18 protein-coding genes are annotated in these 26,663 nt (G+C 35.8%); 12 read left to right on the forward strand and 6 right to left on the reverse strand.

Features of this window, described 5'->3' with window-relative positions; translation table 11 throughout:
• Positions 1–53 precede the first annotated feature (53 nt).
• The gene (locus ACM55M_RS09875; RefSeq protein ID WP_416857423.1) at positions 54–1,502 is read right to left on the reverse strand and encodes an ATP-binding protein; all 1,449 of its coding nucleotides are present in this window, start codon (positions 1,500–1,502) and stop codon (positions 54–56) included.
• A 710-nt stretch (positions 1,503–2,212) separates the two neighbouring features.
• On the reverse strand, positions 2,213–3,883 hold the full coding sequence (locus ACM55M_RS09880; protein WP_416857424.1) for a hypothetical protein: 1,671 nt from the start codon (positions 3,881–3,883) through the stop codon (positions 2,213–2,215).
• Between the two features lie 200 nt (positions 3,884–4,083).
• Here ACM55M_RS09880 and ACM55M_RS09885 point away from each other — a divergent pair, with 200 nt between their 5' ends.
• Positions 4,084–5,460, forward strand: a complete 1,377-nt coding sequence (locus ACM55M_RS09885) for a hypothetical protein (RefSeq protein ID WP_416857425.1) — start codon at positions 4,084–4,086, stop codon at positions 5,458–5,460.
• A 231-nt stretch (positions 5,461–5,691) separates the two neighbouring features.
• Here the strand turns inward: ACM55M_RS09885 and ACM55M_RS09890 are convergent, their stop codons facing one another.
• Complete coding sequence (locus tag ACM55M_RS09890) at positions 5,692–5,934, reverse strand: helix-turn-helix domain-containing protein (RefSeq protein ID WP_416857426.1); 243 nt, start codon at positions 5,932–5,934, stop codon at positions 5,692–5,694.
• Between the two features lie 1,258 nt (positions 5,935–7,192).
• Here ACM55M_RS09890 and ACM55M_RS09895 point away from each other — a divergent pair.
• From ACM55M_RS09895 to ACM55M_RS09905, 3 genes are read left to right on the forward strand one after another with little or no spacing between them, the layout of a single operon-like run.
• A complete protein-coding gene (locus ACM55M_RS09895; protein ID WP_416857427.1) occupies positions 7,193–10,225 on the forward strand; it encodes a SusC/RagA family TonB-linked outer membrane protein in 3,033 nt (1,010 codons plus the stop codon).
• Between the two features lie 18 nt (positions 10,226–10,243).
• The gene (locus ACM55M_RS09900; RefSeq protein ID WP_416857429.1) at positions 10,244–11,656 is read left to right on the forward strand and encodes a RagB/SusD family nutrient uptake outer membrane protein; all 1,413 of its coding nucleotides are present in this window, start codon (positions 10,244–10,246) and stop codon (positions 11,654–11,656) included.
• Between the two features lies 1 nt (position 11,657).
• The gene (locus ACM55M_RS09905; RefSeq protein WP_416857430.1) at positions 11,658–14,273 is read left to right on the forward strand and encodes a S9 family peptidase; all 2,616 of its coding nucleotides are present in this window, start codon (positions 11,658–11,660) and stop codon (positions 14,271–14,273) included.
• Positions 14,274–14,330: 57 nt separating this feature from the next.
• On the opposite strand, the gene ACM55M_RS09910 is transcribed toward ACM55M_RS09905, so the two are convergent.
• The 3 genes from ACM55M_RS09910 to ACM55M_RS09920 all read right to left on the reverse strand — a co-directional run bounded on the left by ACM55M_RS09910 (position 14,331) and on the right by ACM55M_RS09920 (position 17,105).
• Entirely contained in the window at positions 14,331–14,594 is a 264-nt protein-coding gene (locus ACM55M_RS09910; protein ID WP_416857431.1) for a DUF6520 family protein, read from the reverse strand.
• 86 nt (positions 14,595–14,680) lie between these two features.
• Positions 14,681–16,153, reverse strand: coding sequence for a MauE/DoxX family redox-associated membrane protein (locus ACM55M_RS09915; RefSeq protein WP_416857432.1), 1,473 nt, complete (start codon positions 16,151–16,153; stop codon positions 14,681–14,683).
• A gap of 112 nt (positions 16,154–16,265) precedes the next feature.
• Positions 16,266–17,105: a helix-turn-helix transcriptional regulator gene (locus tag ACM55M_RS09920; protein ID WP_416857433.1), complete on the reverse strand. Its 840-nt coding sequence runs from the start codon at positions 17,103–17,105 to the stop codon at positions 16,266–16,268.
• A gap of 931 nt (positions 17,106–18,036) precedes the next feature.
• Here ACM55M_RS09920 and ACM55M_RS09925 point away from each other — a divergent pair.
• The 8 genes from ACM55M_RS09925 to ACM55M_RS09960 all read left to right on the forward strand — a co-directional run bounded on the left by ACM55M_RS09925 (position 18,037) and on the right by ACM55M_RS09960 (position 26,621).
• A complete protein-coding gene (locus ACM55M_RS09925) occupies positions 18,037–18,906 on the forward strand; it encodes an ABC transporter permease (RefSeq protein WP_416857434.1) in 870 nt (289 codons plus the stop codon).
• An 81-nt stretch (positions 18,907–18,987) separates the two neighbouring features.
• Positions 18,988–19,872 carry an FkbM family methyltransferase gene (locus tag ACM55M_RS09930; protein WP_416857436.1) on the forward strand — a complete coding sequence of 295 codons (885 nt, stop codon included), beginning with the start codon at positions 18,988–18,990 and terminating at the stop codon, positions 19,870–19,872.
• Between the two features lie 27 nt (positions 19,873–19,899).
• Positions 19,900–20,745, forward strand: coding sequence for a glycosyltransferase family 2 protein (locus ACM55M_RS09935; protein WP_416857437.1), 846 nt, complete (start codon positions 19,900–19,902; stop codon positions 20,743–20,745).
• Positions 20,746–20,913: 168 nt separating this feature from the next.
• Positions 20,914–22,185 (forward strand): ABC transporter ATP-binding protein, encoded by a 1,272-nt coding sequence (locus ACM55M_RS09940; protein ID WP_416857438.1) that lies wholly within the window; start codon positions 20,914–20,916, stop codon positions 22,183–22,185.
• A gap of 7 nt (positions 22,186–22,192) precedes the next feature.
• Complete coding sequence (locus tag ACM55M_RS09945) at positions 22,193–23,158, forward strand: FkbM family methyltransferase (protein ID WP_416857440.1); 966 nt, start codon at positions 22,193–22,195, stop codon at positions 23,156–23,158.
• Between the two features lie 28 nt (positions 23,159–23,186).
• Positions 23,187–24,422 carry a glycosyltransferase family 4 protein gene (locus ACM55M_RS09950; RefSeq protein WP_416857441.1) on the forward strand — a complete coding sequence of 412 codons (1,236 nt, stop codon included), beginning with the start codon at positions 23,187–23,189 and terminating at the stop codon, positions 24,420–24,422.
• 1 nt (position 24,423) lies between these two features.
• The gene (locus ACM55M_RS09955) at positions 24,424–25,560 is read left to right on the forward strand and encodes a glycosyltransferase WbsX family protein (RefSeq protein WP_416857442.1); all 1,137 of its coding nucleotides are present in this window, start codon (positions 24,424–24,426) and stop codon (positions 25,558–25,560) included.
• A 62-nt stretch (positions 25,561–25,622) separates the two neighbouring features.
• Positions 25,623–26,621: a hypothetical protein gene (locus tag ACM55M_RS09960; RefSeq protein WP_416857443.1), complete on the forward strand. Its 999-nt coding sequence runs from the start codon at positions 25,623–25,625 to the stop codon at positions 26,619–26,621.
• Positions 26,622–26,663 lie beyond the last annotated feature (42 nt).

Genomic DNA, 26,663 nt, shown 5'->3' on the forward strand with positions numbered 1-26,663 from the left:
TTGTATTTTGCTCCGTTTTAAGTTCTTCGAGCGGGCGGGTCGGTAGTATTTTATTACCAATTAGATTTTATTTCTAATGTGTTAACTCCTATGTTATAAGCGTAAACGGCAGCTGGAACGTAGGTTATATTTATTTCTTCTATGGTTTTGTTGTCTGATATATCAATGGTAGTTACCAATGTGGCTTTGAAATTATTTTGTTTGCAGAAATAGATTAAACTATTCAATTCTTGTGGTTTTTCCACATAACGATTGCTCCATTTGATTTCTACACACCATTGCGGTTTAAATAATTTGTTGTCTAGTAATACAATATCCACTTCGCCTTCGGAGCGTCCCATTTTCCATCGGGCATATTTTAAATCGAGATTTTCACGATGCATCCATTGTGAAAAAATGGCGGTTTCGACCATATTGCCCGTTTCTTTGTCCGTTTCTACAATAGGTGAAAATAAAGCGGTTCGTAAAGAAGAATTGGTTAAATAGACTTTAAAACTGGTAACTCTTTTAAACTTTTTAGCGTTATCATCAATCTTATGAATTACTTTAATTAAAAATGCTGCTTCCAGATATTCTAAATACTTTTTGATAATTTCTTTTGCAATACCACTGTCTTTTCCTAATCTTTCAAAAGAAAATTCATTTCCTGTATTATAGGCCAAATAACTAAAAAAGCTATTTAGCTCTTGCACGTCTTTGATGCCATATAAACTGGGTAAATCTCGAAGTAATACTTTATCTACAATATCATTTTTTACATAACGTCCCATATCACTTTGTATCTTTTCTGACAAGACCACTTCGGGATAACCGCCAAAGTTCAGATAGTGAAAAAATTCTTTGTTGAATGCCTTGTTGTCGTGGGTAATAAAAAAAGGAATTTCTTTACCATTGTACAGTATCGTTTTTGGTTGCACCAAATGATTCAAACCCTTTAAATGAATGTATTCGTGAAAAGTAAGAGGTGGCAACATAAAATCGGTAAAACGACCTGCACCACTTTCGGAGCTTTGCAAGCGTAAGGCAGCAGCAGCCGAACCCGATACTACAAATTTGGTTTTTGGATAAGAATCTACCAATACTTTAAGATGGCGTTCCCAATCTTTAAGGTATTGAATTTCATCAAAAAAAACAAAACAACCTTCTAGGTTATTTAATTGCACGGCTTCTTTTGCCAAGAGCAGAATGTCTTCTAAACTCAGGTGCATATAAATAGGATTGTCAATGCCTATGAAAAAGATTTTTTGGGGCGCAATATTTTCCTTGATTAGCTCTTGAATGGTGTGATACATCATTACTGTTTTTCCCACACGGCGTGGTCCCATAAGGACTACAGCTCGCTTGATGTCGGTTTCTTTTACAAAAGGATAGAACAAATCAAAATACAGTCTTTTAGACATATCTTGATAGGTTTGTTGCACATTGCCTGATGCCCACCAAGGGTTTTCGTATTGCAAACGTTCTATTCGTTTGGATGTTGGAATAACAGTATCAAAACTCATAATAGTTCTTATTTTTACACAAATGTAAAAATAAGTATTTAAAAAAAACCTTATTTTTACAAAAATGTTGCTTTAAGTTATTTTAAATATTTTAAAAAACTTAATTTTACAGATGTACTTAATACATATATTAAGTAACGAGTTGTCTAATCAATAATTAATTCTATTATGTTCTCAGATAACATAAGTTTTATATCTTGTAAAGACAGGCACGAATGCACTTCCGTCTTTAAGGTAAAAATATAAGGACGAGTAGAGTTTGGAAGTAAATATATGCGATTTGAACTACAATCGTATCCTTTTTGTAAAAAGACACTGGTTTGACGATATAAAAAAGACGCCTCCCGACATCTTTTTCATTTTCGTCTAGTTCTCCAACTATCGTTTTTAAACCAGTTCTTTTTATGTTCATAGACTTTACCCCGGATGTATGCGCCGACAATTATAACAGGTATTGCTACTAAAATTTCATACCACTGCATTGTGATTATAAATTTGATTAAGACCTCAAACCTATAGTTTTATAATGGCAGCAACAAATAGTATGGTGTGTGATTCGAGAATTGAACACTTAAATTTGAGTGATTAAAGATATTTATCCAATGGATTAAAAATCTATGTTATTGGATTTTATAAAAAAAATACTCTTATTTTTTTGAGAGAGTTCTTCTCATCGACAGTCACAGAATGCAATTCCACGCCAACGGGGTTTATTCGTCCTCGTAATCTTTGATGTCAAAAACTTTGTAGATTGGCTTTTGAAAATATGGATATTTAACATTTAAAAACTTTTGATTATTTTCTTCGTCAATCAGTAAAGAGTATTCTTGGTCTATAAATGTGTTTTCTAATAATTCTCTAAATGATTTCAGTGTATAGATGCGGAATTCATTATTGTACATAATAAAAGTTGGCGTATTTACAATAAATATTGCTTCAATTGTACAGTCTTCAATTTTTAGGTTTTTGTCATTTAATTTAACTTGAAAATGTTCCTGTACATCACTAATATTAGCTTTTAAAAAATTCATCTTACGCTTAATGGTTTTATTGTAAGCTTTTTTATTTCTTTCAAAATATGCAGAATCATTTTTGAAGTTATTCATATCATATCGTGCTATCAGATGTTTGCTGTCAGCAATGTAAATAGATTTATTATGTATAAACAGAAAGTCAATTTCGCCACAGAGATCGTTATCAATATTTAAGTTTCGATGATTCCATTTTTTTAGATATTTTAAGTTTCTATCATAAATTACATTATTTTCCTGTAATAATTTTTCAGCTTTATCCTCTAATATTTTATCGTTTTTAGAAACTTTAGACTGAATGTATTTTTTGAAACATTCGTTCTCCCATTCGATTGGATATTTATTCCATCCAAATGCGTTGGTACATAATGAATGAATACTTTCAATAAAGATTTTGTCTCCGACTATTGTTAAGTCTTTCCCATCAACATTCCATATCAAAAAAGGTCGATATAAATATTTTGTTGTATTATGCGGACGATAAACAGCTTCTTTTAAAGACATTTTATTGTCCTTATTTAAAGTTAGTCCTTTAAAAAAAGTTTCACCGTGCTGAAATGGAATACCGTATAAATTTTCTAAATTTTTGGGATATATAAAAGGTTCGTCAAGAGTAAATTTCCCCCCTGGTAAATGTTCATGGATTCGTTTAATAGTATCAACGACTGCTCCGTAATCAATGCCTAAACAGCTATTAAGTGCAGTTACAAAATCATTAAAATCATCATCTCCGACGACTGCTTCAGCAATATGATCTGGGTAACTTTTACTTACTTCCGTTATTAAATATCCATAATGATGCTTAAAGTCAAAATAGAATTGATCGTCCGGTGTAAACTTTAAATCTACAGAGTCATTTATTAAATCTTGAGAAGCTAAGAGATTTGAATAGCTATAAATATGGTCGCCTAAGTAAAGTAAACAATCTATCACATCTTCTTTGCTTTTGAGATATTCGGATGATCCTTCAACGTTATAATTCAATTTCAAATCACAAGCTTGTTCAAGGCACAATTTGAGAATACGGCGATAAATGGCAAACTCTTTATCATTGATGACTCCTTGATAGGATTCATTAAGTTTTTCCTGATGGATTTTAGATGAAAATTCATGTAAAAGAAATAAGTTTTGATAAAAGGCAAGTTCTGTTTCGTTCTGTAAAATTTTTAAAAAATCATTTTGATACAAATCGAGAGTAAAAAATAGAATTTCGACAATTCGCTTTTCGTCAAAAGGCCCTTTACCGTAAGTTTTAATTAACTCAGATGAAATTTTTGAACGAAATTTTTTAATAGTATCTTCTTTATACCAAGCGAAAAGTTCTCCGTTATTAGTGTAATATATTGGCATATTTGTAATTTAAGCTTGCTGGTAATGTTCTGATACTACAAATGGTTTTTTGGTACTAAATTAAGATTTATCTTTCAGATTATCACTATTGAACCAATTACAAAACCAACTTAAAATTATAAATTATTACTCAATTGCAGCTAAATCGATATTATATGCATGCTTTTTCGTAATTTCCTCCAATTTTAAATTACAAACACATGACTATTTTTGATCCTGACAAAGGCTTAAGTGGGTTAGTAGTAAACCATGAACCATTAACGGCTTTACAATTAAAGCGACTACTATTAGTTTTCGATCAAGTTAACTTAACTCCTCCGAAAGACCAGATTTACTTTTTAGAGGAGGGGGCTATTTGCTATTATTATGATAATACAGGTGATCTTATTCATTTAAAATCTCTAAATGGATTTGAAATGCAAGAAAGATTTAAAAATACACAAAAGCCTTCTACACCAATAGATGCTTTGCCGGTTGCAAGTATTTTAAATTATGGTGGCAGTAAAGATGCTAATCAAAAACCATATCAAGCCTTTTTGCTTAGTAATGTTTTACCTCTTTATAACGGAGAAGAAAACAAAAAAGAAGAGGAAAAACTTTTAGATAGGTTTGAAAAAGCTATTGAAAAAAATAATTTAAAAATTCTTGATTACAAGAAAACTGATTTTTATCAGCAAAATGCTATCTCTCTAAAAATTGCATATGATTATGACGCATCGGACAGTAATTGTGTTAAGTATGTCAATCAATTATTCCGAGAAGAAGGGAAAACACAGATTGATATGTTTCTTCCAAGTCCTCCTTTACCAGAGTTAAGCGGAGTTAACATATTTCCTAAACCTTATTACAAAAAACTTTTCACCAATTCACAAAGGGAAATAGATAATGATTTTGAAAGACAATATTTCTCAATTATCGGAAAAGTGAACAAAAAACTAGCAATAAGCAGTGAATATAATTTAATGCCAATTTTTATAGATCCTCATATTTATAACTTTTATCAATATAAAGTAAATAGAGCCAAAGATAATCGTGATTTAGTTCTCCAAAAAGAATGGTTAGAAAATTACAATTATGGTTTAATGAATTTAAATAATTTGATATTTCAATCTTCATATTTATATGCAAGTGACAGAGTTTTAAGTGAACTAACCATTCCTCAAATATTGGCCTATAAAGAAAGAAGTATTGACGAGTTATACAAATTAAGATTAAGACTTGCTACTGAAATTAACAGCATAGTTTCGACTAATTATAAGGATCTAGATTTAAAAGATTTGGAAAATCTCATTAAAACGAAACTAGCTCCAGACTTTGTAAACTATCAGAAGTCACAAAACGAAATACTTTCCAAAATACTTAATAAAACAATTAAATACACTATTGGAGTTGGAGCAGCTTATCTTGGTTTTGTTCAAGGTCTTTCGCCTTTACTAATAGCAGTGTTAGGTGGAGTTAGTCCAAATCTAGCGGATGACACTTTAGCTTTATCTAGCAAATTACGAGAGAAAAAGAAAAAGAATTATGAAAATACTTTTTCATATTATTTGAATCTAACTAAGTCTATTGCTAAATGATTTACACTCAATAAGCTTATATATAACTTGCATATATGTGACAAAGTCTACCGACAATTATAATGGTATTGTTATTAGAATTTCTACCAGTTCATATTTTGAATCTCTAATTAAGTTCAAAATATGTGTTTTAATTTTTTATATAGTGTACAGTTCCAGAATTGAAATATGCAATTTGATAGTATTTCTTGAAAATTAAAAAAGATGCTATTTAGAGAGGCATCTTTTATATTATAGTGCTTTATCTGGCCAAAAGTCTTTGGGAGAACAACCAAATATTTTGGCAATGTCATTTAAATGTTTGACATTATATTTTGCTTTTTTAGAAGGAGCTTCAATGTCGCCAATAAAACCAACACCCTTGCCAAGCCTAAGAGATAGATCCATTTGGGTTAATCCTTGGGACTCTCTAATCTCTCTAACTCGTTGAATTATATATTTATCTATTTCACTTAACATATTACAAAGAGCCACATAATTCTAATTTTTATCAATGGACTATAATCCATATTAGAAATATTTTTATTATATTTGTTTTCAATAACATATATTTGCGATTCTTCATATAAAAATATTTGAAGCATTCGCTTTGAATCTCGACTTGAAAACTGGAAATTTAAAAGGAACGAGAGGATAAGTAAGATGCTCACGCCCCATGGCGTGGGCTCACTTATTGTTCCTCGGTATTCCAGTACCTCAAGTCAATAAGCTGAGTTCCATGCCATTTTTTTGGCCACTATTTTGGCATTACTCAACTTTATTCTTAGCGCTAAATCTTCATTTACAAGTCTCGCAATCTGCTATTTACTTATTGTTACAAAAATTAATGCTAACGAACAGCACTGCCTATGATTGTATGATAACTACCTGAAATCGAGATTGCTTCGTGCCTCGCAATGACACACCTGCACCGAAAGGTCCTTTGAATAAAACACCTAGTTAATTTAATTTGAATTTATTAATAAAAGGTGCAGGTTATTTAGTACTTAATAACCATAAACTAACACCCAAACCCGTACACTTATGATATAAAAAACACCATCCCTAAAGACTTTAAGACATTCAATTGGATGACTTTAAGACCAAACCAAAAAAGTCCCCTAACTCGCCGGCAAGCTAAACTAGAGGACTATAGCAAAAACAAAACTCACGTTTCAATTCACTAAACCAATATTATGAAAATTATTTCATTAAACAAAGGGTTGGGAGCCGATCCTGAAAATCAATCTTCCTTTTTTATACCACCATTACGCCAGATCTCAATAGCTATACAATTGGTTTTATAAGATATAAAAATTGATGAGATGAAATACTACAGACAAATGAAAGCTGCATTAATAGTGGCATTAATAGCACTTATATGTCTTTGGCTTTATGGTTGCGACAGTTTTACCGAAATGGATCTTCCAAAGTCACAACGGAAAAAACCGCCGTTTTTAAAGATGTAAAAACCGCTACAGTAGCCCTTTCCGAATTGTGAGGAGCAAAGAGGTCATTTTTATTTTAAATTTTGAATTTTAAATTGGGATAAAGAATAAAGAGCATAGAACAAAGAAAAAAAAAGAAGCAAGAATATAAATCCAATTAAAAATTGTGCCTATGATAGAATAATAATAGTGCGGTTGCTTCGTGCCTCGCAATGACATAACAAAAAAGGCCCTCTAACCGTCTCGACAACTGCATAGAGGACCATCGCTAACAAAACTAACGTTTCATTTAACTAACCAATATTATGAATAAATTTTCATTTTACAAGGGTGGTTCGGCTTTTTGGTACCTGATTCTTTTTGGGTTCTCCTTAAGTTACACCCCGGCTTTAGCTCACAAGCTGCTCAGGCCAATGCAGTCCGTATGGCAACAAAGTCAAATAAGCGGTACTATCACTGATGGTACAAGCCCTGTAGCCGGTGTAACCATTTCCATAAAAGGAAGTGCTAGTAGCGGCACTATCTCCGACTTTAATGGGCGCTATACCCTTGCCGCATCGCCTGACGCTGTTTTGGTCTTTAGTTTCATGGGATTTATAACTGTTACAGAACCCATAAACGGCCGTAAAACAATAAACATCCAATTACAAGAAGATGCTACCCAACTGCAGGAAGTAAAAATTAATGCGGGTTACTATTCCGTAAAAGAAAGCGAACGCACTGGCAGTATTGCTAAAATCACTGCTGCAGCCATAGAGAAACAACCTGTTAATAATATGCTAGCTGCAATGCAAGGCAGGATGGCGGGGGTAAACGTAACCCAGACTACGGGTATTGCCGGAGGCGGGTTTGATATCCAGATACGGGGACAGAACAGCCTGCGTGCCGGAGGGAACGAACCCCTGTATCTTGTAGACGGCGTGCCGTTTGCCTCGGATATCATTGGCTATAGCAATACCACCGGTGTATTGCCCCGATCGGCTAGTCCGCTGAGTATTATCAGCCCAACCGAAATAGAGAGTATCGAAATTTTAAAAGATGCCGATGCTACTGCCATTTATGGTTCCCGTGGTGCCAACGGTGTTGTGCTGATCACCACCAAAAAAGGGAAGCAGGGCAAAACAAAATACACAGCTAATGTATCCCGCGGGAATGGAACCGTTACCCGCTTTATGGATTTGATGGATACGCAGCAGTATCTTGACATGCGGAAGGAGGCTTTTGCCAATGATGGTATCACGACATTGCCTACAAGCGCCTATGATGTCAACGGTACCTGGAGTCCAACCCGTTATACCGATTGGCAAAAAGAACTCACCGGCGGCACTTCGGAGTTGACGGATTTGCAGGCCAGTGTAACCGGTGGAAGCCAGCGCAACCAGTTTTATCTCGGGGCAAACTACCATACCGAAACCACGGTGTTTCCTGGGGATTTTATTTTTAACAGGGCAAGCGTGCGAGGGAACTTTAGCCATACCTCCGAAGATGACCGGTTTCGTGCCGACTTTTCAGTAGGGTACACCCAACAAGGCAACGACCTTCCGGCAACCGACCTGACGCGTGATTCCCGCATACTTGCTCCCAATGCCCCTGCCTTGTATGACGCGCAAGGGAAGCTGAACTGGGAAAACGGTAGCTGGAGCAACCCGCTACGGTTATTGTATGCGTCCTATCTAGCAAAATCACAAAGTTTGATTGCCAATTCACAGCTGTCCTACCAGATTGTGGAAGGCTTGGAATTTCGTACCGCTTTTGGCTTTACTGACTTGCGCCATAATGAGCGAAGAACCAATCCCTCGACCCTAAATAACCCCTCACTGGGATTTGGCAGCAGTTATTCCTCGCTGTATCGAAATACAAATAATCGCCAGTCGTATAGTGTAGAACCACAGCTGAATTTTAACCGCCAATGGAGCGATTCAAAGGTTGCTGTATTGGCAGGAGGGACGTTTCAACAGCAGGAAGGAAACCAGCTGATCTTGTTTGCCGATGGTTTTACAAGCAACAGCCTGTTGAACACACTGGCTGCCGCAAGCGCCGTTTATGTGGTGGCGGACGATGCTTCCCAATATAAGTACCAAGCATTTTTTGCAAGGGCAAACTATACTTACAAAGAGCGTTACATTGTGAACCTAACCGGGCGTCGTGATGGGTCGAGCCGTTTTGGTCCCGGTAAACAGTTTGCCTATTTTGGTGCTGTGGGTGCTGCATGGCTGTTCTCGCGGGAAGCCTTTTTTGCCACTAGCAGTATCCTGAGTTTTGGAAAACTACGCGCCAGTTATGGGACAACGGGCAGTGACCAGATTGGCGACTACCAGTTTTTGGATACTTACAGTACCACTTCCAACGGATATCAGGGCAGCACGGGCATGCAGCCCACACGGTTGTTCAATCCTGATTTTGGTTGGGAGACCAATAGGAAACTGGAAATTGCACTAGAAACAGGCTTTCTCAAAGACCGCATTTTCCTAACCGCGGCATGGTATAGTAACCGCTCTTCCAACCAGTTGGTCGGTATCCCACTGCCGGGTAGCACAGGTTTTACTTCTATACAAGCCAACCTTGATGCAACCGTAGCCAACTCTGGTACTGAACTGAGTTTGCGCACCGTCAATCTGCAAAAGAAGGATTTCTCCTGGACGACCGATTTCAATATTTCCTTTATGAAAAACAAATTGGTTTCGTTCCCAAACCTTGCCGCTTCCACCTATAGAAATCAGTTCGTCATAGGTAATCCGATAAACATAAAACTGTTGTACCACTATACCGGGGTCAATCCTGCAACAGGTGCTTATACTTTTGAAGATGTAAATGGCGACGGGGTGCTAACGGCAGAGCAGGATAAGAAAACTGTAGCCGACTTTAATCCGTCCTTTTACGGAGGGCTGCAAAACCAGTTGCGCTATCAACGCCTGCGGCTGGATTTTCTGTTCCAGTTTGTTAAGCAGCAAAATTACAGCAGCGATTACTTCTTTTCACGTCCGGGATTGTTGTCGAATCAACCGGTATCGGTGGCAGACCGCTGGCAGCAGGCAGGGGATGCCACATTATACCAGATGTATTCGACCAATTCCAATTCTGATGCCGGCAAGGCTTTCAATAACTTCCAGGCGAGTGACGGCGTGGTGACTGATGCCTCCTACATCAGGTTGAAAAACGTATCGCTCTCGTATGAGCTCCCGCAAAACTGGACCGGACAACTGCAGTGCCGCTTGTATGTAGAAGGGCAGAACCTGCTGACTTTTACGCCCTACAAAGGAACCGACCCCGAGTTTAAAACGACAGGATTTCTCCCACCGTTGCGGATGCTGAGTGCGGGACTACAGCTTACTTTTTAACCTTTAATGAATCGTATTATGAATCTATCGAATTATATAGCGGCAGGCTTTCAAAAGTCTGTCTCCAAAAGTTTTGTTTTTGTCCTATCGCTTCTGGCGGTTACCAGTTGTGATGATTATGTAACAGTGGATCTGCCTCCCTCACAACTGACTGCCGCTGCGGTTTTTGAGGATAAACTCAGTGCCAACGCTGCCATGATAGAGGTCTATGCTAAGATGCGCAAGGCAGGTATCTTCAGTGGTACTTCTTCGGGCGTTGGTGCCGCGATGGGTGCCTATGCAGATGAACTGAATTATTTTGGTGATGATACCAAAGGGATTTCCTTTTTCTATGGTAATGCGCTGCTACCTTCACTTACCGATATTCCTACGTTGTGGAATAACAGTTACAGTCAAATCTATGGAGCCAATGCGGTAATCGAGGGTGTGCAAAAATCTACTGCACTCTCTCAACCCGACAGGGACCAGTTTCGGGGTGAAGCATTGTTTGTGCGGGCGTTAGTGCATTTTTATCTACAGCAACTTTATGGTGACATTCCCTATATCACTACCACGGATTATAAGATAAACAGCGGAGTGGCAAGGATGTCGGCTATGGATTTATATCCAAAACTTATTGCTGACCTTGAAGAAGCTACCACATTGCTTCCGGAAGTCTATATTAGCGCCGAGCGCGTCCGCCCGAATCGTTTTGCGGCAAAAGCACTTTTGGCACGTATATACCTGTACAATGGTAAGTGGGCGGAAGCGGCCAACGAAGCCTCGGCCGTATTAAACCAAACAGAATTGTATAAACCGGCAGCGAATCTCGCTGCTACCTTTAAAAAGCAGTCCCCTACAACCCTATGGCAGTTTATGCCAGGCGTGGCAGGACAGAATACCGACGAAGCCACGACATTTATTTTTATTGCGGGTCCACCGCCATTGTTGGCACTGACGCCTTCGTTGATGGCTGCGTTTGAACCGGGAGATTTGCGAAAAAGCACTTGGACGAAGGCGGTTACTAATACAAAAGGCACTTGGTACCATGCTGATAAGTATAAGACCAAGGGTAATTCGGGGGCCTCGGTAGAGTATTCCATCGTGCTACGACTTGCTGAGCAGTACCTGATTCGTGCCGAAGCCCGAGCAAGGCAAGGCGACCTGATTGGAGCAAAAGAAGACCTGAACGTAATTCGTACTACCGCAGGTCTTGGTAATACCACTGCGGTAACCGCTACAGCAATTATCGATGCGGTATTGCAAGAACGAAGGGTGGAACTCTTTACCGAATACGGTCACCGTTTTTTCGACCTCAAACGCTCCGAGACTGTTAATGCGATACTATCATTGGTAAAACCCGGATGGGAGGTTACAGACAGTCTGTTGCCATTACCTGAAACCGAATTATTGGTTAACCCCAATCTTTTGCCTCAAAATCCCGGTTACTGATATGTGGCGGGGTGTTATTTTGGATTTCTGCCGCCTAGCGGTTTATTTTTTTTGTTTTAGTAGCTGCCTCGTAACGGGGCAGCATAAACAAAAGCAGGTGCTGCGTGCGGCAGATTATCCGTTTTGGGGGACGCTGTCTGTGGATAAACTTTCGGATAAAGGGGATTGGGTCAGTTTTTACATGCGTTATGAAAACGGTACCGATACCCTGTTTGTGACCAATACCAGCACGCGAAAGCGTTTCGCATTTCCTAAAGGAAAACAGGGGCAGTTTAATAGGGAACAGGTATTTGCCTGTCTTGATGCAGACAAGAACCTTAAATTGATTTACCTCCTAAATGGAGTGCCACAATCTTTTGCGGGAGTGTCCACTTATACGTTTACAGCTAACCAAAAGTACCTGGTTCTGGAACGCTATGATGAAACAAAACATAAGTATTTAGAAATACGGAAACCCACAGGTGAATGGGTGAAAACCATTGACAGGGTTAAACAATGGGAACTTTCTCCGTCGGGAAATAGCTTGCTTTATACCAAGAAAGACGAAAATACCAATTCTGTAGTTCTTCTGAATTTAGAAGATAAACCGATCAGTACCCTAATTACTCAAAGTGCTTCGTCTGTTTTTTTCGGTCTTGTTTGGCACGAAAAATCATTGTCGGCCGCATGGATGGCCGTTGCGCAGGGAAGGGAACCCCAAATTCAATTCTACAGTATCGGTAGTCGTGAACTTTTTACTCTTGAACCGGAAAAGATAGCAGGCTTTCCGAGATCAATGCAGGTCAATAGCAAATTGTTGCGTTCGTTACGGATTGCATCTGAAGGAAAATGTATCTTCTTTAACCTGCAAATGAAGGATATTCAGACAAGTCCTCCTTCAGTACAGGTATGGAATTCCGCTGATACCATGCTATATCCTTCGAGGGAAATGACAGGCGGTAATGATCATGTGGATAGGGTAGCGGTCTGGTTACCGGAGAAGGGGAGGTTTCTCCAGATCACTAACAAAGAACAATCACAATTGCTGTTGGCAGGAAATGGACGGTTCGCCGTCACTAACAACCCATGGGAAGAAGAGCCTCAATTTCGGCAGAATGCTGTTAGTGATTTTTATATCACGGACTTGGAGACCAATACAAAAGAATTGTTGCTGAAGGGACAATTGGGAGCCAACGGTCAGCTTTTGTCGTCTCCTGCTGGAAAACACATTGGTTATTTCAGGGATGGAGATTGGTGGACCTACAATCTGTTTACAAAGAAACATCGAAATGTAACAGGCAGTCTTGGCGTTTCGTTTTATGACAATGCTACAGGAGAACCCTTCGGACATCCGGGATGGGAAGACAAGGATTCTAGTATGCTTGTTTACGACCAATACGATATTTGGAAACTTGATCCCGACGGAAACGCACTTCGGCTGACTAGAGGCAGGGAAAGCGGCACTGTGTTTCGTGTGGTGGAAACTACAGATGAACAGTCCGTAAAATTGTATCAAAATGGATATACGGCAGGAAGATTCGATAGTAACACCGGTTGGGTTCTCAGCTCGCGTCATTTGGAGAGCGGTGCGACGGCATTTTATGAATACGATCAAGACAAAGGGATCCGGCTTCTGGACGGTGGTGCTTTTCGGGTGGTGCAATTGGTAAAGGCTGCAGGAGCGAAGGGATACTCTTATACTATAGAAAGCTACGATTGCTCTCCCTCTTTACATTATAAGAAAGTGGGTCGTGCAAAATCGGTTCCCTTGTTTGAAAGTAATCTTCAGCAAAAACATTTTGAATGGGGAAGTGAAAAATTGATATCCTATGATGCGCCCGATGGTCAGCAGTTACAGGGAATACTTTATTATCCAGCCGGATATGAGTCCACAAAGAAATATCCCATGGTTGTATCTATCTACCAAAAGCAGTCACACCACTTCCACCAGTATCTTAATCCTTCCCAAAAGAACAATAGGGGCTTTAATTTCACGGATTATACGGCACGTGGTTATTTCGTTTTGTTAGCCGATATTGTTTATCAAAAAGGAAAAGTGGGAATGTCGGCGGTTGCATGCGTCAGTTCAGCAGTGAAAGCTGCCCTAACAGAAAAAGCGATAGATACCAACCGTCTGGGGCTGATAGGTCATTCGTTCGGGGGCTATGAAACCAACTATATCATCACACAAACGAAACTCTTTGCCGCTGCAGTTTCGGGAGCAGGGATCAGTGACCTAGTGAGCAGTTACCTCTATTATAATCCCGACAGTGTTATGTCTAATATGTGGCGTCTGGAAAATTTTCCCTACTATATGGGTGGTTCGCTTCATGAAATTACCAACGTTTATTTGGAAAATTCACCTGTACTGCATGCCAAGGATATTACAACACCTTTGTTATCCTGGGCTGGCGAAGAAGACAGACAGGTAAGTGTATTTCAAAGTATCGAATTTTATAATGCGTTAAGAAGACTGGGGAAAAAACACATCATGCTCCTCTATCCCAAAGAAGGGCATGTACTAATGAATGCAGCCAATAAAAGGGATTTGAACACCAAAATAAGGGAATGGTTCGATTTTTACTTAAAAGCTGCTCCGGCTATCGACTGGATGAAGCCTGATTTTACAATCCGATAAACATAAAAAACAATGCAGTCCAAGTGGACTGCATTGCATTGCTCTAAAAGATACCGATTACTGGTTTTTATACAAACGTATGGTACATTTGTTTGCAGGGTTTTTACCAAAAACCTGTTCTGATCCGGTAGTACAAAGATCGCCTTCAATGTCAGAACACATGATGGATTCATCACAGTCATCTTCTGTCAACACATGAACATAGCCCTGTACCGGTGCGGCAACAGCTTTTTTATTCATTGCACTTGTTGACAAAGCAGAGCCAGTGGCAAGCAATACAACTGCTACTGGCATAATTAATTTTAAAAAATTTGTTTTCATAATAAATAGTATTAAAATTAGCGACCTACTCTTTTTTACAGGTTTTCGGTCTTCCCCTGGCGTCCGGCACGCAAAATTTAAGTTTGTTATTTAGCTTTAGAAATAATTTTATCACTAATCTTGTAACTGACGATATGACTCCCGATCATACCATACAATTTATTGCCTCGTACGATAAAGCTTCGGAGCTTGGATTCCTCTATATTATAGATATAAAAACTAGAAATGTAAGAGCGGTTCTTTACGTTGTACACATCAATAATACTGGCATCATTCCACATCGATTCCGGTTCGTAACGTCCAATAAGACCTGCATTTACATATAAAAGGCCATTGTCTACAGCACTTCCTTTATTGACTATCAGTGGTGGTTTTGACATCTTTTTCTCGCCCCGGCTTTTCACTTCTGCTATGGAAATCTGTGCCTTCGAAATAGTGTCAATGGTATTCCCACGGTATTTAATTTGCATCATGCTGTCGGCAACAGTATATTGGTTGCGGTAGCGATACAGGTATATGAATTCTTTTGTTTTTGGGTCATAATGTAGTGATCCGTCGCTGTCGAAATTTCCGTCTATCTGTTGTTGTAGTATCTTGTGTCCGTAAATGACCGCATCGGTCTTGAAATTAAGTATACCTACCGTGCTTTTTCCGGTATTGGTTTGAGATATGAATGCGATTGTTGCGGAATCTACGATTTGTGGATGTGAAAAATAGGTGTTGCCTTTCCATAGGAGCGAAGCTTTCCAATCAGCAGTATTTCCTTTAAAAATACAAGGAACAGTTCCATCGATAACATAAAAATGTGGGGCACTTATTTTTACGCTTACCGAACGAAAAGGGAGTGTGGTATCTGTTACTGTAATGCGGTTTATTTTACGGATTGTGAGGGTGCTGTCTAAACTAATTATTTTTAATGGATTGGTCGTATTGCCTAAATATATTGTACCATCTTCCTCTCCGGATATGTAATAGGAATTGTAAGTAAGTGGTGTCTCTTTAGTTAAAGATGCAGACTGAAAAAATTGCCGTATAAAACTATTGTGGTGCCGTGAAATATCATCTGAAATAACATAAAGTAGTGCAATGGAGCAGCAGCTAATCATTGTCGTCGTTGCCAATGTTGTATAAATTACTTTCGTTTTTGACAGCAGTCTTATGGATATTCCCGCCATTATTATAAATAGCAGATTAAAAAGGAGGTGTTCCGTCCATCCCAGTTTTTCAAGGATACCGCCACAGGAACAGGGTATATAGGATGAGTAGTTGAGGATAATATAAATGTAAGATGTAAACATTACCATCAGCGTGTATGCAGCCAATAACGCTTTTAACCTGTGCCTTTTGAAAAAAAGTAACCCTGAAATTAATAGTTCAAGGGCTGGTACTGTCCAAACAATTAGAGCTGCAAAAGAACTTAATAATGGGGATTGTCCGAGTTGGATACGGAAATTCTCAAAATCGATGATCTTACTAATTGCAGCATATGTAAATAGAAAAGCGTAGCTGTAGCTTACAAAAATTACAATACCATTTTTTATGTTATCAACGTATTTCATATCACTATCCTTTTATTTGGTTTTGTAAAATTCTCTTATTTGAATTTGTATTATTATGCAAATCAGTCTTTTCGTTATCCTAAAAGGAAAGTTGTATAAAACTATGGTTCTTTTACTCGGATGGGCGGCTTAAGTCGCTTGGTGCATAACCGAAATGATTTTTAAATGCCTTGTAAAAGTTCAGGTAGGCAGTAAAGCCACACATAAATGCAATTTCCTTCAGAAGGATTGATGTTTGCTGGATGAGTAGGTGGGATTTTTTAAGACGTTCCAGATGATAGTAGTTGTAGACGCTAGTATTGAAATGCTTACGGAAACCTATCTTTAGCTTGTGTTCTTCAGAGGCAAACATGGCGGCCAATTCCTTCAGGGTAGGGAGGGGCTCATCCAAATGACTTAAAATATAGGCATGCAGTTTTTGTATGGTCAGTGTTTCGCTTTCATTCTTTGTTTTAATGGGTGAGTATTCGTTATTCAAATTGACCATGTCTTCCAGAATAGTTGTTATTGAGGTAACCAATATTTTGTTGCTATACATAAGCCTTGAAACGGTGCAGAAGGAAGGAATCAGGTGCCGACTTGCTGTAGTAAAAAAAAATTGAACAGTTGCGTTTGCTTTTGCGTCAGCTAATGCTTCCGCTTTAATAATTTCCCATAAGGGCATGGATTGTTTGGCGAGTATTTCGTTGAAACTTAATTTGAGAAGTTTGTCCGGGGTGTACCCTAAAAGCGCAGGTACTTCAGTGCTGAAGCTCTTGATTGTGGAATTTTTGTCCAGAATAATTGTAGTTTGAACTAAACTTTGGTAGGTGTAATGTGGATTTATATAACCCAACTGTGAGACTAGCAGTTCCATTTTTTCTGCAGTAGTGTTGAGCATGACTACCAGTTCGTCCAATTGATTACTGTGAATATCCCGCTGCATCCTGTATGTAAGGTTTCCAGTTGCCATTTCGAATAGCATCTGATATATGTTTTTTACCTTTTGTTGGACCGACTGATTGTTCATGTTATTCTAGTAATGGGAGTATCGAATCATGTGCGAAGAGGAACAAAATTATATCATATAATTTTTTGAAACTAAAAGTGTAGTGTTCAATTCGGGAATTGAATAGGGTTTTTGTGAATGTAATTGAGGGTGATTTTCGTTTTTCCCAGCCCTAAAAGGGAGCCGAAAATTTAGAACTTTACTTTTAAATAGGACTTTTAAAAACACTCGTTCTCGATACGATTGTTTAGAAATGGGGTCGCTATTTTAAGTCAAAAATGTATTGAGAAGTTGTTTAAGGAGTTCGCGATATAATTTTAAAATCTATTTGTGTCGTTTAATTAGGGATATTTATCTTAGCTTTAAAAACCACTCGAACTCACGGGCACTTTAGCTTTGATATGGTTCTCGATACAATATTATAAAAACGCTCTAGTTAATTTATGAAATTGAACTGACTCTTCCATAAAACTTAGGGTAGACTATTAATGGATTAAGCCAAAAATAGATGGATAAGCTTTCCAAGTATTAATATGTCGATAGATTGCTAATTATTGCTGTTATTTATAAATGAATAGTATATTCGCTGAAAAACAACTCTTATTAATAAATAGGCTTTGGCTCCATACTGTTAGTTAGAGCAGCCAAGCATATCCAGAACTTTACTTTTTTATATTGGTTCTGATTCTACGTAGTAATTAAGTAGACGATAATACTCGAAAATAAATAGGATATGATGCTGTTTTTTAATGCAATACCAAGAGCAAATTATTTATATTTGCTTCGTAATGATGCTGTTTAGTTAATAGTTAAGAAATTCTCTCGTCTCTCGACTGCGCTTGAGAAGACACGCTTGAGAAAATAAAATCAATAATTAGGATTTTAGCATAAACCCATGAGTCACACCGAACATACAAATACCACTTGGCTGTTTGAAATAACACCAAAAAATAAATTCTTCTCACTTAATTTGAAGGAAGTCTGGCAATACAGGGATTTGCTTATGCTTTTCGTAAAAAGAGATGTGGTGACCGTTTACAAGCAAACTATCCTGGGGCCACTTTGGTACTTGATACAGCCCTTGTTTACCGCGATTACCTTTACCATTATTTTTAATAATGTAGCAGGAATTGATACCGGAACTGTTCCGCCGTTTTTGTTTAACTTAGCTGGAATTACCGTTTGGAATTATTTTACCTCTAGTCTTACGGGAACTTCGAATACCTTTGGCAGTAATGCAGGAATTTTTGGGAAAGTCTATTTTCCAAGAATTATTGTTCCGCTGTCAATAGTGATTTCTAATTTGATTAAATTTGGAATTCAGTTTTTTATTTTTATTTGTTTTTATGCCTATTACTATATTCAGGGTGCATCAATAGGAATAAATGGAGCAACTTTATTTTTTCCATTGCTAATTGTACTGATGGGTGTTTTAGGATTGGGATTGGGAATGTTTATTTCCTCTTTGGTAACCAAATATAGGGATTTTAGTAATTTGATTGGTTTTGGAGTACAATTGCTGATGTATTTGTCGGCAGTAATGTATCCTATGGCATTAATTAAAGAAAAATTGCCTACTTATGGGTGGCTCGTACAGTATAATCCATTGGCGTATGTCATAGAAACCACACGTTATATGTTGTTGAATGTAGGGCATATTTCTTATTTGGGATTGGGTTATACTTTCTTAGTCACGGTGATTGTGTTTTTTATAGGAGTCCTAATTTTTAATAAGACGGAGAAGAGTTTCATTGATACGGTTTAGTGAATAGTACTAAGTGGTTAGTCGCAGTTATTCAGTTTTAAATGGAATTTCGAATAAAAAGTAAAGATTTAATAAAAAGTAATGAAAAAATACATCCATAGCGTATTAAAAAAATTGGGTTACAAAATTTCAAATATAGCAAAGAAAGAAAAGGATTTAAAAAATCTAGTGCGAAGTTTTACAGTTCTAAATGATCCTCATAATTTAGTTTTTAGATCAGCTCCTTATTTATTTGAAATTAAAAAATATTTTCCGGAGCTTGTTCTGGAGCGTCATGAGGATGGCGTTTTAGCCAGTTTTAATGATTTGAAATTATACATAGAATCTCCTGAAGAGTTTTTTATAGTGAAGGAGGTATTCGTCGAAAAAGATTACAATTTACTGTCTAATGAAAGCTTCGTTGTTTTTGATATAGGAATGAATATAGGGATTAGCTCCTTGTTTTTTGCGTTAAACAAAAATGTAGCTAAAATATATTCTTTTGAGCCTGTTAATACAACCTATACTCAAGCATTGTATAATCTTGAATTGAATCAAGCCTATTCCAATAAAATCGAAGCATTCCATTTTGGATTGGGCGGTTCTACCCGAGTGGAGAAAGTGCTGTATAATTCACAAGCAAAAGGTAACTGTGGTATACGATTAGATTCAAGTCTTGTCATTGACAGGAATAATGCCAAAGAAATTGAAATAGATATCAAGAACATTAGCGATATACTTCCTGATTTGATTGGAAAACACTCCAAACAGAAAATGGTCTTAAAAATAGATTGTGAAGGTGCTGAATATGAGATACTTCAAAAACTGAATGATGCCAATTTGTTGAAAGATATTGATGTATTGTTAATCGAATGGCATGATAAGGGGGGGGCTATTCTGGAAGATATATTAATAAAAAATAATTTCAGAATAATTTCAAGGTTTTTGACTCCAATTACCGGGATGATTTATGCTTTTAAAAAATAAAACCAAATAGTTTTAAAGCTTATGCAAATGCCTGAAGTTTCTATCATTGTTCCTTGCTATAACCAAGCCCAATACTTGGACGAAGCTTTACAATCCTTATATGACCAAACCTATACTAAGTGGGAATGTATTATTGTAAATGATGGCAGTCAGGATGATACAGAAGCAATTGCACAAAAATGGGAGGTTAAAGACTCTCGTTTCAGGTATGTAGACAAGAAAAATGGAGGTGTTAGCAGTGCCAGAAATCTAGGGATTAAAAACGCAAAAGGAGAATTCATTGTAACATTGGATTCCGATGACATGTACGAAGCTACCTTTATTGAAAAAGCGCTTACCGTCATACAAAATAATGACGAAATAGGCATCGTGAGCAGTTGGGGAAGATATTTCACAAACGATATGCAATTGCAAGTATATAAATCAATAGGCAAAACAACTGTTGATTTTTTGTTTCATAATGCTGCAATTGGAACATCATTGTTCCGAAAAACATGTTGGGAGCAAGTGCGTGGATACGATGAAAACCCGGAAAATGGATATGAAGATTGGGAGTTTTATTTGCGAGTGTGTTCATTAGGCTGGAAAGTACATATTGTTGAAGAGGTCTTGTTTTTTTACAGGCAAAGTATCAGTTCCAGAAGTGCAGGAATAAATCAAGTTAATAAAGAGGCCAAGAAATATATTTACATCAAGAACAAGGATATTTATTGTGCCCATTATGAAGAGTTGATAGAGCAGTTTTTAATGGCCTCTGATTTAGAAAAAGGAGAGATCTATAAATTTAGAAACACTATTGATTATAAATTAGGGGCTTCAGTATTAAAACCACTAAGGAGCATAAAATGGTTTTTCTTGAATTTTTTTAAGTAGTCCCAATTTCAAAAGCCTATATGCATAATCCATTGCCAAAAACCTTATATTGCCTTAAATACTTATATGGTTTGAAAAAGTTTAGCATATAAGGCATATAAGATTCATATAAGAAAAAATAAAATAACTTTGTGCTTCAGTGCTTAGCGACAAAAAAAAACAATCCAATTGAAAGACATTATCCTTAAAGCCGAAAACATCTCCAAGCAATACCGCCTCGGGCAAGTGGGTACGGGTACGTTGACACATGACCTGAACCGCTGGTGGCACGAAATACGGGGCAAGGAAAATCCTTATCTCAAAATTGGCGACACTAACGACCGAAGCACTAAAGGAGAAAGCGATTATGTTTGGGCTTTGCAAGATATTAATTTTGAAGTGGAGCGTGGCGAAGTCTTGGGCATCATAGGCAAAAACGGGGCGGGAAAATCCACCTTGTTAAAGATTTTATCGAGAGTGACAGCACCTACCACTGGAAGCATAAAATTTGGTGGACGAGTTGCCTCTTTGCTCGAAGTGGGCACGGGATTTAACGGAGAAATGACGGGGCGCGAAAACATCTTTCTCAACGGTGCCATTCTGGGGATGACCAAAAAAGAAATCAACTCAAAGATTGTCGAAATTATTGAGTTCTCAGGTTGCGAGCGTTACATAGACACGCCCGTAAAACGCTACAGCAGCGGAATGTATGTGCGTTTGGCTTTTGCCGTGGCCGCATTTCTCGAGCCTGATATTTTAATCATTGATGAGGTTTTGGCCGTAGGTGATGCCGAGTTCCAGAAAAAAGCCATTGGGAAGATGCAGGATATTTCTAAAGGTCAAGGAAGAACCGTTTTGTTCGTGAGTCATAATATGGCAGCGGTAAAGAGTTTGTGTACTAGGGGAATTTTACTGGAAAACGGGAAGATAAAAGAGATAAATAACATTAATAGTATAATCTCTAATTATTTATTATTGAATTCCGATTTAAGTGCTGAATGGAAAAGAGAAATTAAAACTGATAGTGATTTATTTTTTGATAAAATTTATGTTTCAAATTCTGATTTGCAGATTACAAATCAAATTGCCTCTGGTGAGGATTTTACAATAAATATTTTTTTAAATGCTATTAATAGTATTAGAAATTCTACAGTTTCAATTAAGTTTGTAAATACTGAGGGTATTGCTGTTTTTACAACTTCGTTACATGATTATGATAATGATTTTGAAGTCATTAAAAAAGGTAGGTATAAATTAATTGCTGACATATCAAAAAATATTCTTATACCGGGTAGTTATAATTTGGTTATTGCTTGTTTCGTTTCAAGAACTAAACTTTTTGACATTTTAGAAGATAAAATATCAATTAAAATTGAGGATTTAGGTGTTAATAAAAGAGATTTAGACAGAGAAGGATTTGTTGTGCCAAATTATAAATGGGATTTTTTAAAATTAGAATAATTTCGAAATGAAAATTAATATCTATCATAGTGTAATTTATAATTTTTTATTAAAGACTTATAAATTAAGAGACAAGCAAGGTTTTTTGGGAGAATGTTGGTTGCTACTTTGGAATTATTCATCTAAAATCTTTTCTGGGGCTGTATCAACTACTATTCATGGTTATAAAGTTAAAGTTAATAATGGCAATTCATATGCTCTTTATGCCAGGCTGTTTCCAAATTATAACAATCCATTATTGCAACTTGTCGATTCGGTTTATGAGTTATATAATCGAGAACTTTGTATAATAGATATTGGTTCAGCTGTTGGTGATACTAATTTATTTTTGATAAAGAATTTGCCTGACAAAATTGGAAAAATTTATTGCATAGAAGGTGATTTTGAGTTTTTTAAATATTTAAAAGAAAATAAAAAATACTTTCCAGAAAGTCACTTGTTTAATGTGATGCTAAGTGAATCTGACAATAACAAAATCAGTAGTTTGATAAAAACTCATTTAGGAACAGCAAGTGCTATTGGAGAAGAAAAAGTTAAAACAATAAGTTTAGATACACTTTTGTTTGATAAATTAAAAGGAAGAGTTGATATAATAAAAATAGATGTTGATGGCTATGATGGTAAAATATTAAAAGGGAGTGGTAAAATATTACAGCTTTATAAACCTTTTGTTATTTTCGAATGGCATCCCATTATGATAAAAAAAACTCAAAATGATTTTAATGAGCATTTTGAAATACTTAACAAATTTGGATATAATAGATTTTTATGGTTTAATAAATACGGCGAGTTTAGTCATTTTGAATTAAAAGAAGGTTATTTAAATCGTGAAGAGTTGATTAAATTGTGTTTAAGAGATATACATGATTATGATTGGCATTATGATGTAATTGCAATACACTCAGAATCAGAAGTCGATATTTTGAAAATTGCAGAGTTGAAAAAAGCAAAATTAAGAGAATCAAGTTTCTAGTATAAGTTTTAAAATTATAAAATTTGATATGAATGTATTGTTCGACGGTACTTGGATTGGTACTCATTTGAAGCAAAATGTAATGCATGGAGGTTTGAGAGTAATTTATGAGCTTACCAAACGGCTTGAAAATTCTAATGAAGTTGATTTATTTTATTCTTCAAACAAATACGATAGAGCTATAATTAATAATTTAGCTGCATTTATCGAAAAAAATAAATATTCAAGCCCTCAAAATAAAATAGCAAATAATCAAACTGAAATATTCAAGATACTCCATTATTTGAATTCAAAAGCTGATTCCTATTTAATTAAAAATTGGAGTACTAAGCAATTTTTAAAATTAAATCATTTTGATAAAAACATGATAAAAAGGATGGATATTTACCATTCCCCACTTGAAGCTATACCTAATGAGATAAAAAAGTATAAAAACATTAAAAGAGTTTTTACCTCTCATGATTTAATGCCTTTTACTAGACCTGATTTGGCACCTCCAAGTTTTGTAGAGCTTTTAAAACCGGCTTATGATTCAATAGATCGAGAAACAAAAGTTATATGTGTATCTGAATTTACTAAATCCGAATTATTGAATTACAGGAAGGATTTAGAAGAAAGTCAAATAGAAACTGTTTATTTAGGAGCTAATAAAAATATATTTTTCCCGAATTTAGATGAAACAAAATTTTCAGTACTATCTGAAAAATATAACTTAAAGTTTGAAAAATATTTATTGTGTTTAAATAGAAATCAAAAATATAAGAATACGGAACATGTTATTGAGGCTTATATTAGAGTCGTTAATGATAGTAAAAATTCTGATTTAGGATTAGTTTTAATAGGAACATTTGATAGTATAGAAATGAAAAAATGTAGTATAGATAAGTATAAAGGATTTAAACATATTCATTTTATAGAGTATGTTCCTGATGCTGACTTATCAGTTTTTTATTCAAATGCGTTGAGTTTTGTGTATATGTCTCTTTACGAAGGTTTCGGTTTGCCTATAATTGAAGCAATGCAATGTGGAACTCCCGTAATTTCATCAAATCAAGCATCGTTACCTGAAGTTGTTAAGGGATTTGGGATTTGTATTGATCCTTTTGATGTGGAATTATTAAGTGATCAAATATGTTCAATTTTAGATGATTCTGAATTGCGAAAAAAATTAGCGAACAAATCTCTTGAACGATCTAAATTTTTTTCTTGGGAAAAGAATTTAGAAGAGACTGTTCAAGTTTATAAAAAAGCAATTAATAATTAAGATGCCAAACAAAATAAAGCCTATTGCTATATATCTTCCACAATTTCACCCTATCCCTGAAAATGACCAGTGGTGGGGAAAAGGTTTTACGGAATGGACTAATGTTGTAAAAGCCAAGCCTCGTTTTGAAGGACATTATCAACCCCATTTGCCTGCCGATTTGGGTTTTTATGATTTGCGATTGCAAGAAGCAAGATTAGCCCAAGAGCAATTGGCAAAAGCTTACGGAATACATGGGTTTTGCTATTATCATTATTGGTTTAATGGTAAGTGTATGTTATACGAACCATTGGATAGAAAACTAAAAGACCCAAAGGAAGATTTGCCTTTTATGATGTGTTGGGCCAATGAAAATTGGACCCGAACTTGGGATGGGTTAGATAAACAAGTTTTGATGGAGCAAAGCTATTCTACCCAAGACGATATTGATCATTTAAAGTATCTGATTCCGTTTTTTAAAGATTCAAGATATATTAAGGTTAATGAGAAACCAGTATTTATTGTTTACAAACCATTTTTATTTCCAAATGTAACAGAAACTGTAAAAAGATGGAGAGAATTGGCTGCTGAGAATGGACTAGAATTATATCTATGTCATGCCGTTTTTAGTTATCATAAAGGATGGGATACTTTATTAAAAGGATTTGATGCGGCAATTGATTTTGAACCTTTTGGAATTAGAAGGCAAAGTGTTTTCAATGAAATTGAACGAATGAACCAAAGTGACTCGAAAGTTAGTTTGTCAAAAAGAATTGTAAAAAAAATAAAACGTAATTTAGGATATAAGGATGAAAGTTTAAAACCAGCACTAAATAAATTGGATTATGAGTTTATGGTCAGTAATATAAAGTCATTAAAAGAATTTTCATTCAAAATGTTTCCAAATATAGTTGCTGGTTGGGACAATAGCGCACGAAGAAAAAATAATCCGACATTAATTTTAGATAATGCAACGCCAGAATTATTTGAAAAATGGCTGACAGAACTTGTCACTGATTTTATTCCATATTCTGAAGAAGAAAATTTTATTTTTATAAATGCATGGAATGAATGGGCAGAAGGAAATTATTTAGAGCCTAGCCAAAAATGGGGGACTGCTTATTTAGAGAAAGTAAAAAAAGTATTTGATAAGTATTAAATAGGTTCCAAGAGAATGTTGAATCTTTAGATAAAAATGGAGTATTATAAAATATATATATTATGAATATTGCTTTTACCATTTGTTCCAATAATTATTTGGCACATGCCAAAACCTTGGGAGATTCTTTTTTAGAATTTCATCCTAACTGGAAATTTATAATTGGTCTAGTAGATGAGTTGGACTCATCATTCGATTATAGTTTGTTCAATAATTTTGAAATAATTAAAGTAGTAGACATTAAAGTTCCAGAATTTGAAAATATTGTAAAAAAATATGATATTATTGAACTGAATACGGCAGTAAAACCAACATTCATTAAACATATTTTTACAAATTACAATGCGAATAAACTCATTTATATAGATCCCGATATTTTAGTTACTAGCTATTTTGAAGAAGTCATCACAATTCTTGATTTGAGAGATATCGTAATAACACCACATATTTGTTCACCAATTGACGATGATTATGCGCCTACTGATTATCATACTTTAAGAGGAGGCGTTTATAATCTTGGTTTTATTGCTTTGGCTAGGTACGATAAAATAAAAGATTTTATAAAATGGTGGGATGAGAGGGTGTTGAAATATGGTTTTTGTGATTTTAGCAAAAATATGTTTTATGATCAAATTTGGATTAATTATGTTCCGGCAATGTGGGGTAATTATCATATAATAAGGCATTTGGGATATAATATGGCTAATTGGAATTTGCATGAAAGAATATTGACAAATACTGAGAAAGAGATTTTTTGTGTTAATCAGCAATATCCTTTACGTTTTTTTCATTTTAGTGGCTATAAATATGATAATCCCAGTAGTATAGCTTCTTATTTAACTCGATATGATTTTGAAAGTAGGCCTGATTTAAAACATTTGTTTTCTTTATACAATGATTTGTTGAAAAATAATAAGATAGAACACATTAGTAAACTTAGAGTTTATTATCAATTGGGAAATAAAAATGCTATAAATCCAAGTGTTAAAAAGTCATTGCTATCTAAGATTATGAATAGATTGAAAATTACTTTTAAAGTGTTTCTAACAGGACATAAGTAAGAAAAAGGATTTGGATATTTTAAAAGTAAATAAATTTAATAA

This window comes from Flavobacterium galactosi (assembly GCF_048158585.1).
Lineage (GTDB): Bacteria > Bacteroidota > Bacteroidia > Flavobacteriales > Flavobacteriaceae > Flavobacterium > Flavobacterium galactosi.

Excerpts from the sequence above, each read along its gene's own strand:
- ACM55M_RS09875 (WP_416857423.1), bottom strand. The coding sequence starts at position 1,502 with ATGAGTTTTGATACTGTTATTCCAACATCCAAACGAATAGAACGTTTG.
- ACM55M_RS09880 (WP_416857424.1), bottom strand. The coding sequence starts at position 3,883 with ATGCCAATATATTACACTAATAACGGAGAACTTTTCGCTTGGTATAAA.
- ACM55M_RS09885 (WP_416857425.1), top strand. The coding sequence starts at position 4,084 with ATGACTATTTTTGATCCTGACAAAGGCTTAAGTGGGTTAGTAGTAAAC.
- ACM55M_RS09895 (WP_416857427.1), top strand. The coding sequence starts at position 7,193 with ATGAATAAATTTTCATTTTACAAGGGTGGTTCGGCTTTTTGGTACCTG.
- ACM55M_RS09900 (WP_416857429.1), top strand. The coding sequence starts at position 10,244 with ATGAATCTATCGAATTATATAGCGGCAGGCTTTCAAAAGTCTGTCTCC.
- ACM55M_RS09905 (WP_416857430.1), top strand. The coding sequence starts at position 11,658 with ATGTGGCGGGGTGTTATTTTGGATTTCTGCCGCCTAGCGGTTTATTTT.
- ACM55M_RS09910 (WP_416857431.1), bottom strand. The coding sequence starts at position 14,594 with ATGAAAACAAATTTTTTAAAATTAATTATGCCAGTAGCAGTTGTATTG.
- ACM55M_RS09915 (WP_416857432.1), bottom strand. The coding sequence starts at position 16,153 with ATGAAATACGTTGATAACATAAAAAATGGTATTGTAATTTTTGTAAGC.
- ACM55M_RS09920 (WP_416857433.1), bottom strand. The coding sequence starts at position 17,105 with ATGGCAACTGGAAACCTTACATACAGGATGCAGCGGGATATTCACAGT.
- ACM55M_RS09925 (WP_416857434.1), top strand. The coding sequence starts at position 18,037 with ATGAGTCACACCGAACATACAAATACCACTTGGCTGTTTGAAATAACA.
- ACM55M_RS09930 (WP_416857436.1), top strand. The coding sequence starts at position 18,988 with ATGAAAAAATACATCCATAGCGTATTAAAAAAATTGGGTTACAAAATT.
- ACM55M_RS09935 (WP_416857437.1), top strand. The coding sequence starts at position 19,900 with ATGCCTGAAGTTTCTATCATTGTTCCTTGCTATAACCAAGCCCAATAC.
- ACM55M_RS09945 (WP_416857440.1), top strand. The coding sequence starts at position 22,193 with ATGAAAATTAATATCTATCATAGTGTAATTTATAATTTTTTATTAAAG.
- ACM55M_RS09950 (WP_416857441.1), top strand. The coding sequence starts at position 23,187 with ATGAATGTATTGTTCGACGGTACTTGGATTGGTACTCATTTGAAGCAA.
- ACM55M_RS09955 (WP_416857442.1), top strand. The coding sequence starts at position 24,424 with ATGCCAAACAAAATAAAGCCTATTGCTATATATCTTCCACAATTTCAC.
- ACM55M_RS09960 (WP_416857443.1), top strand. The coding sequence starts at position 25,623 with ATGAATATTGCTTTTACCATTTGTTCCAATAATTATTTGGCACATGCC.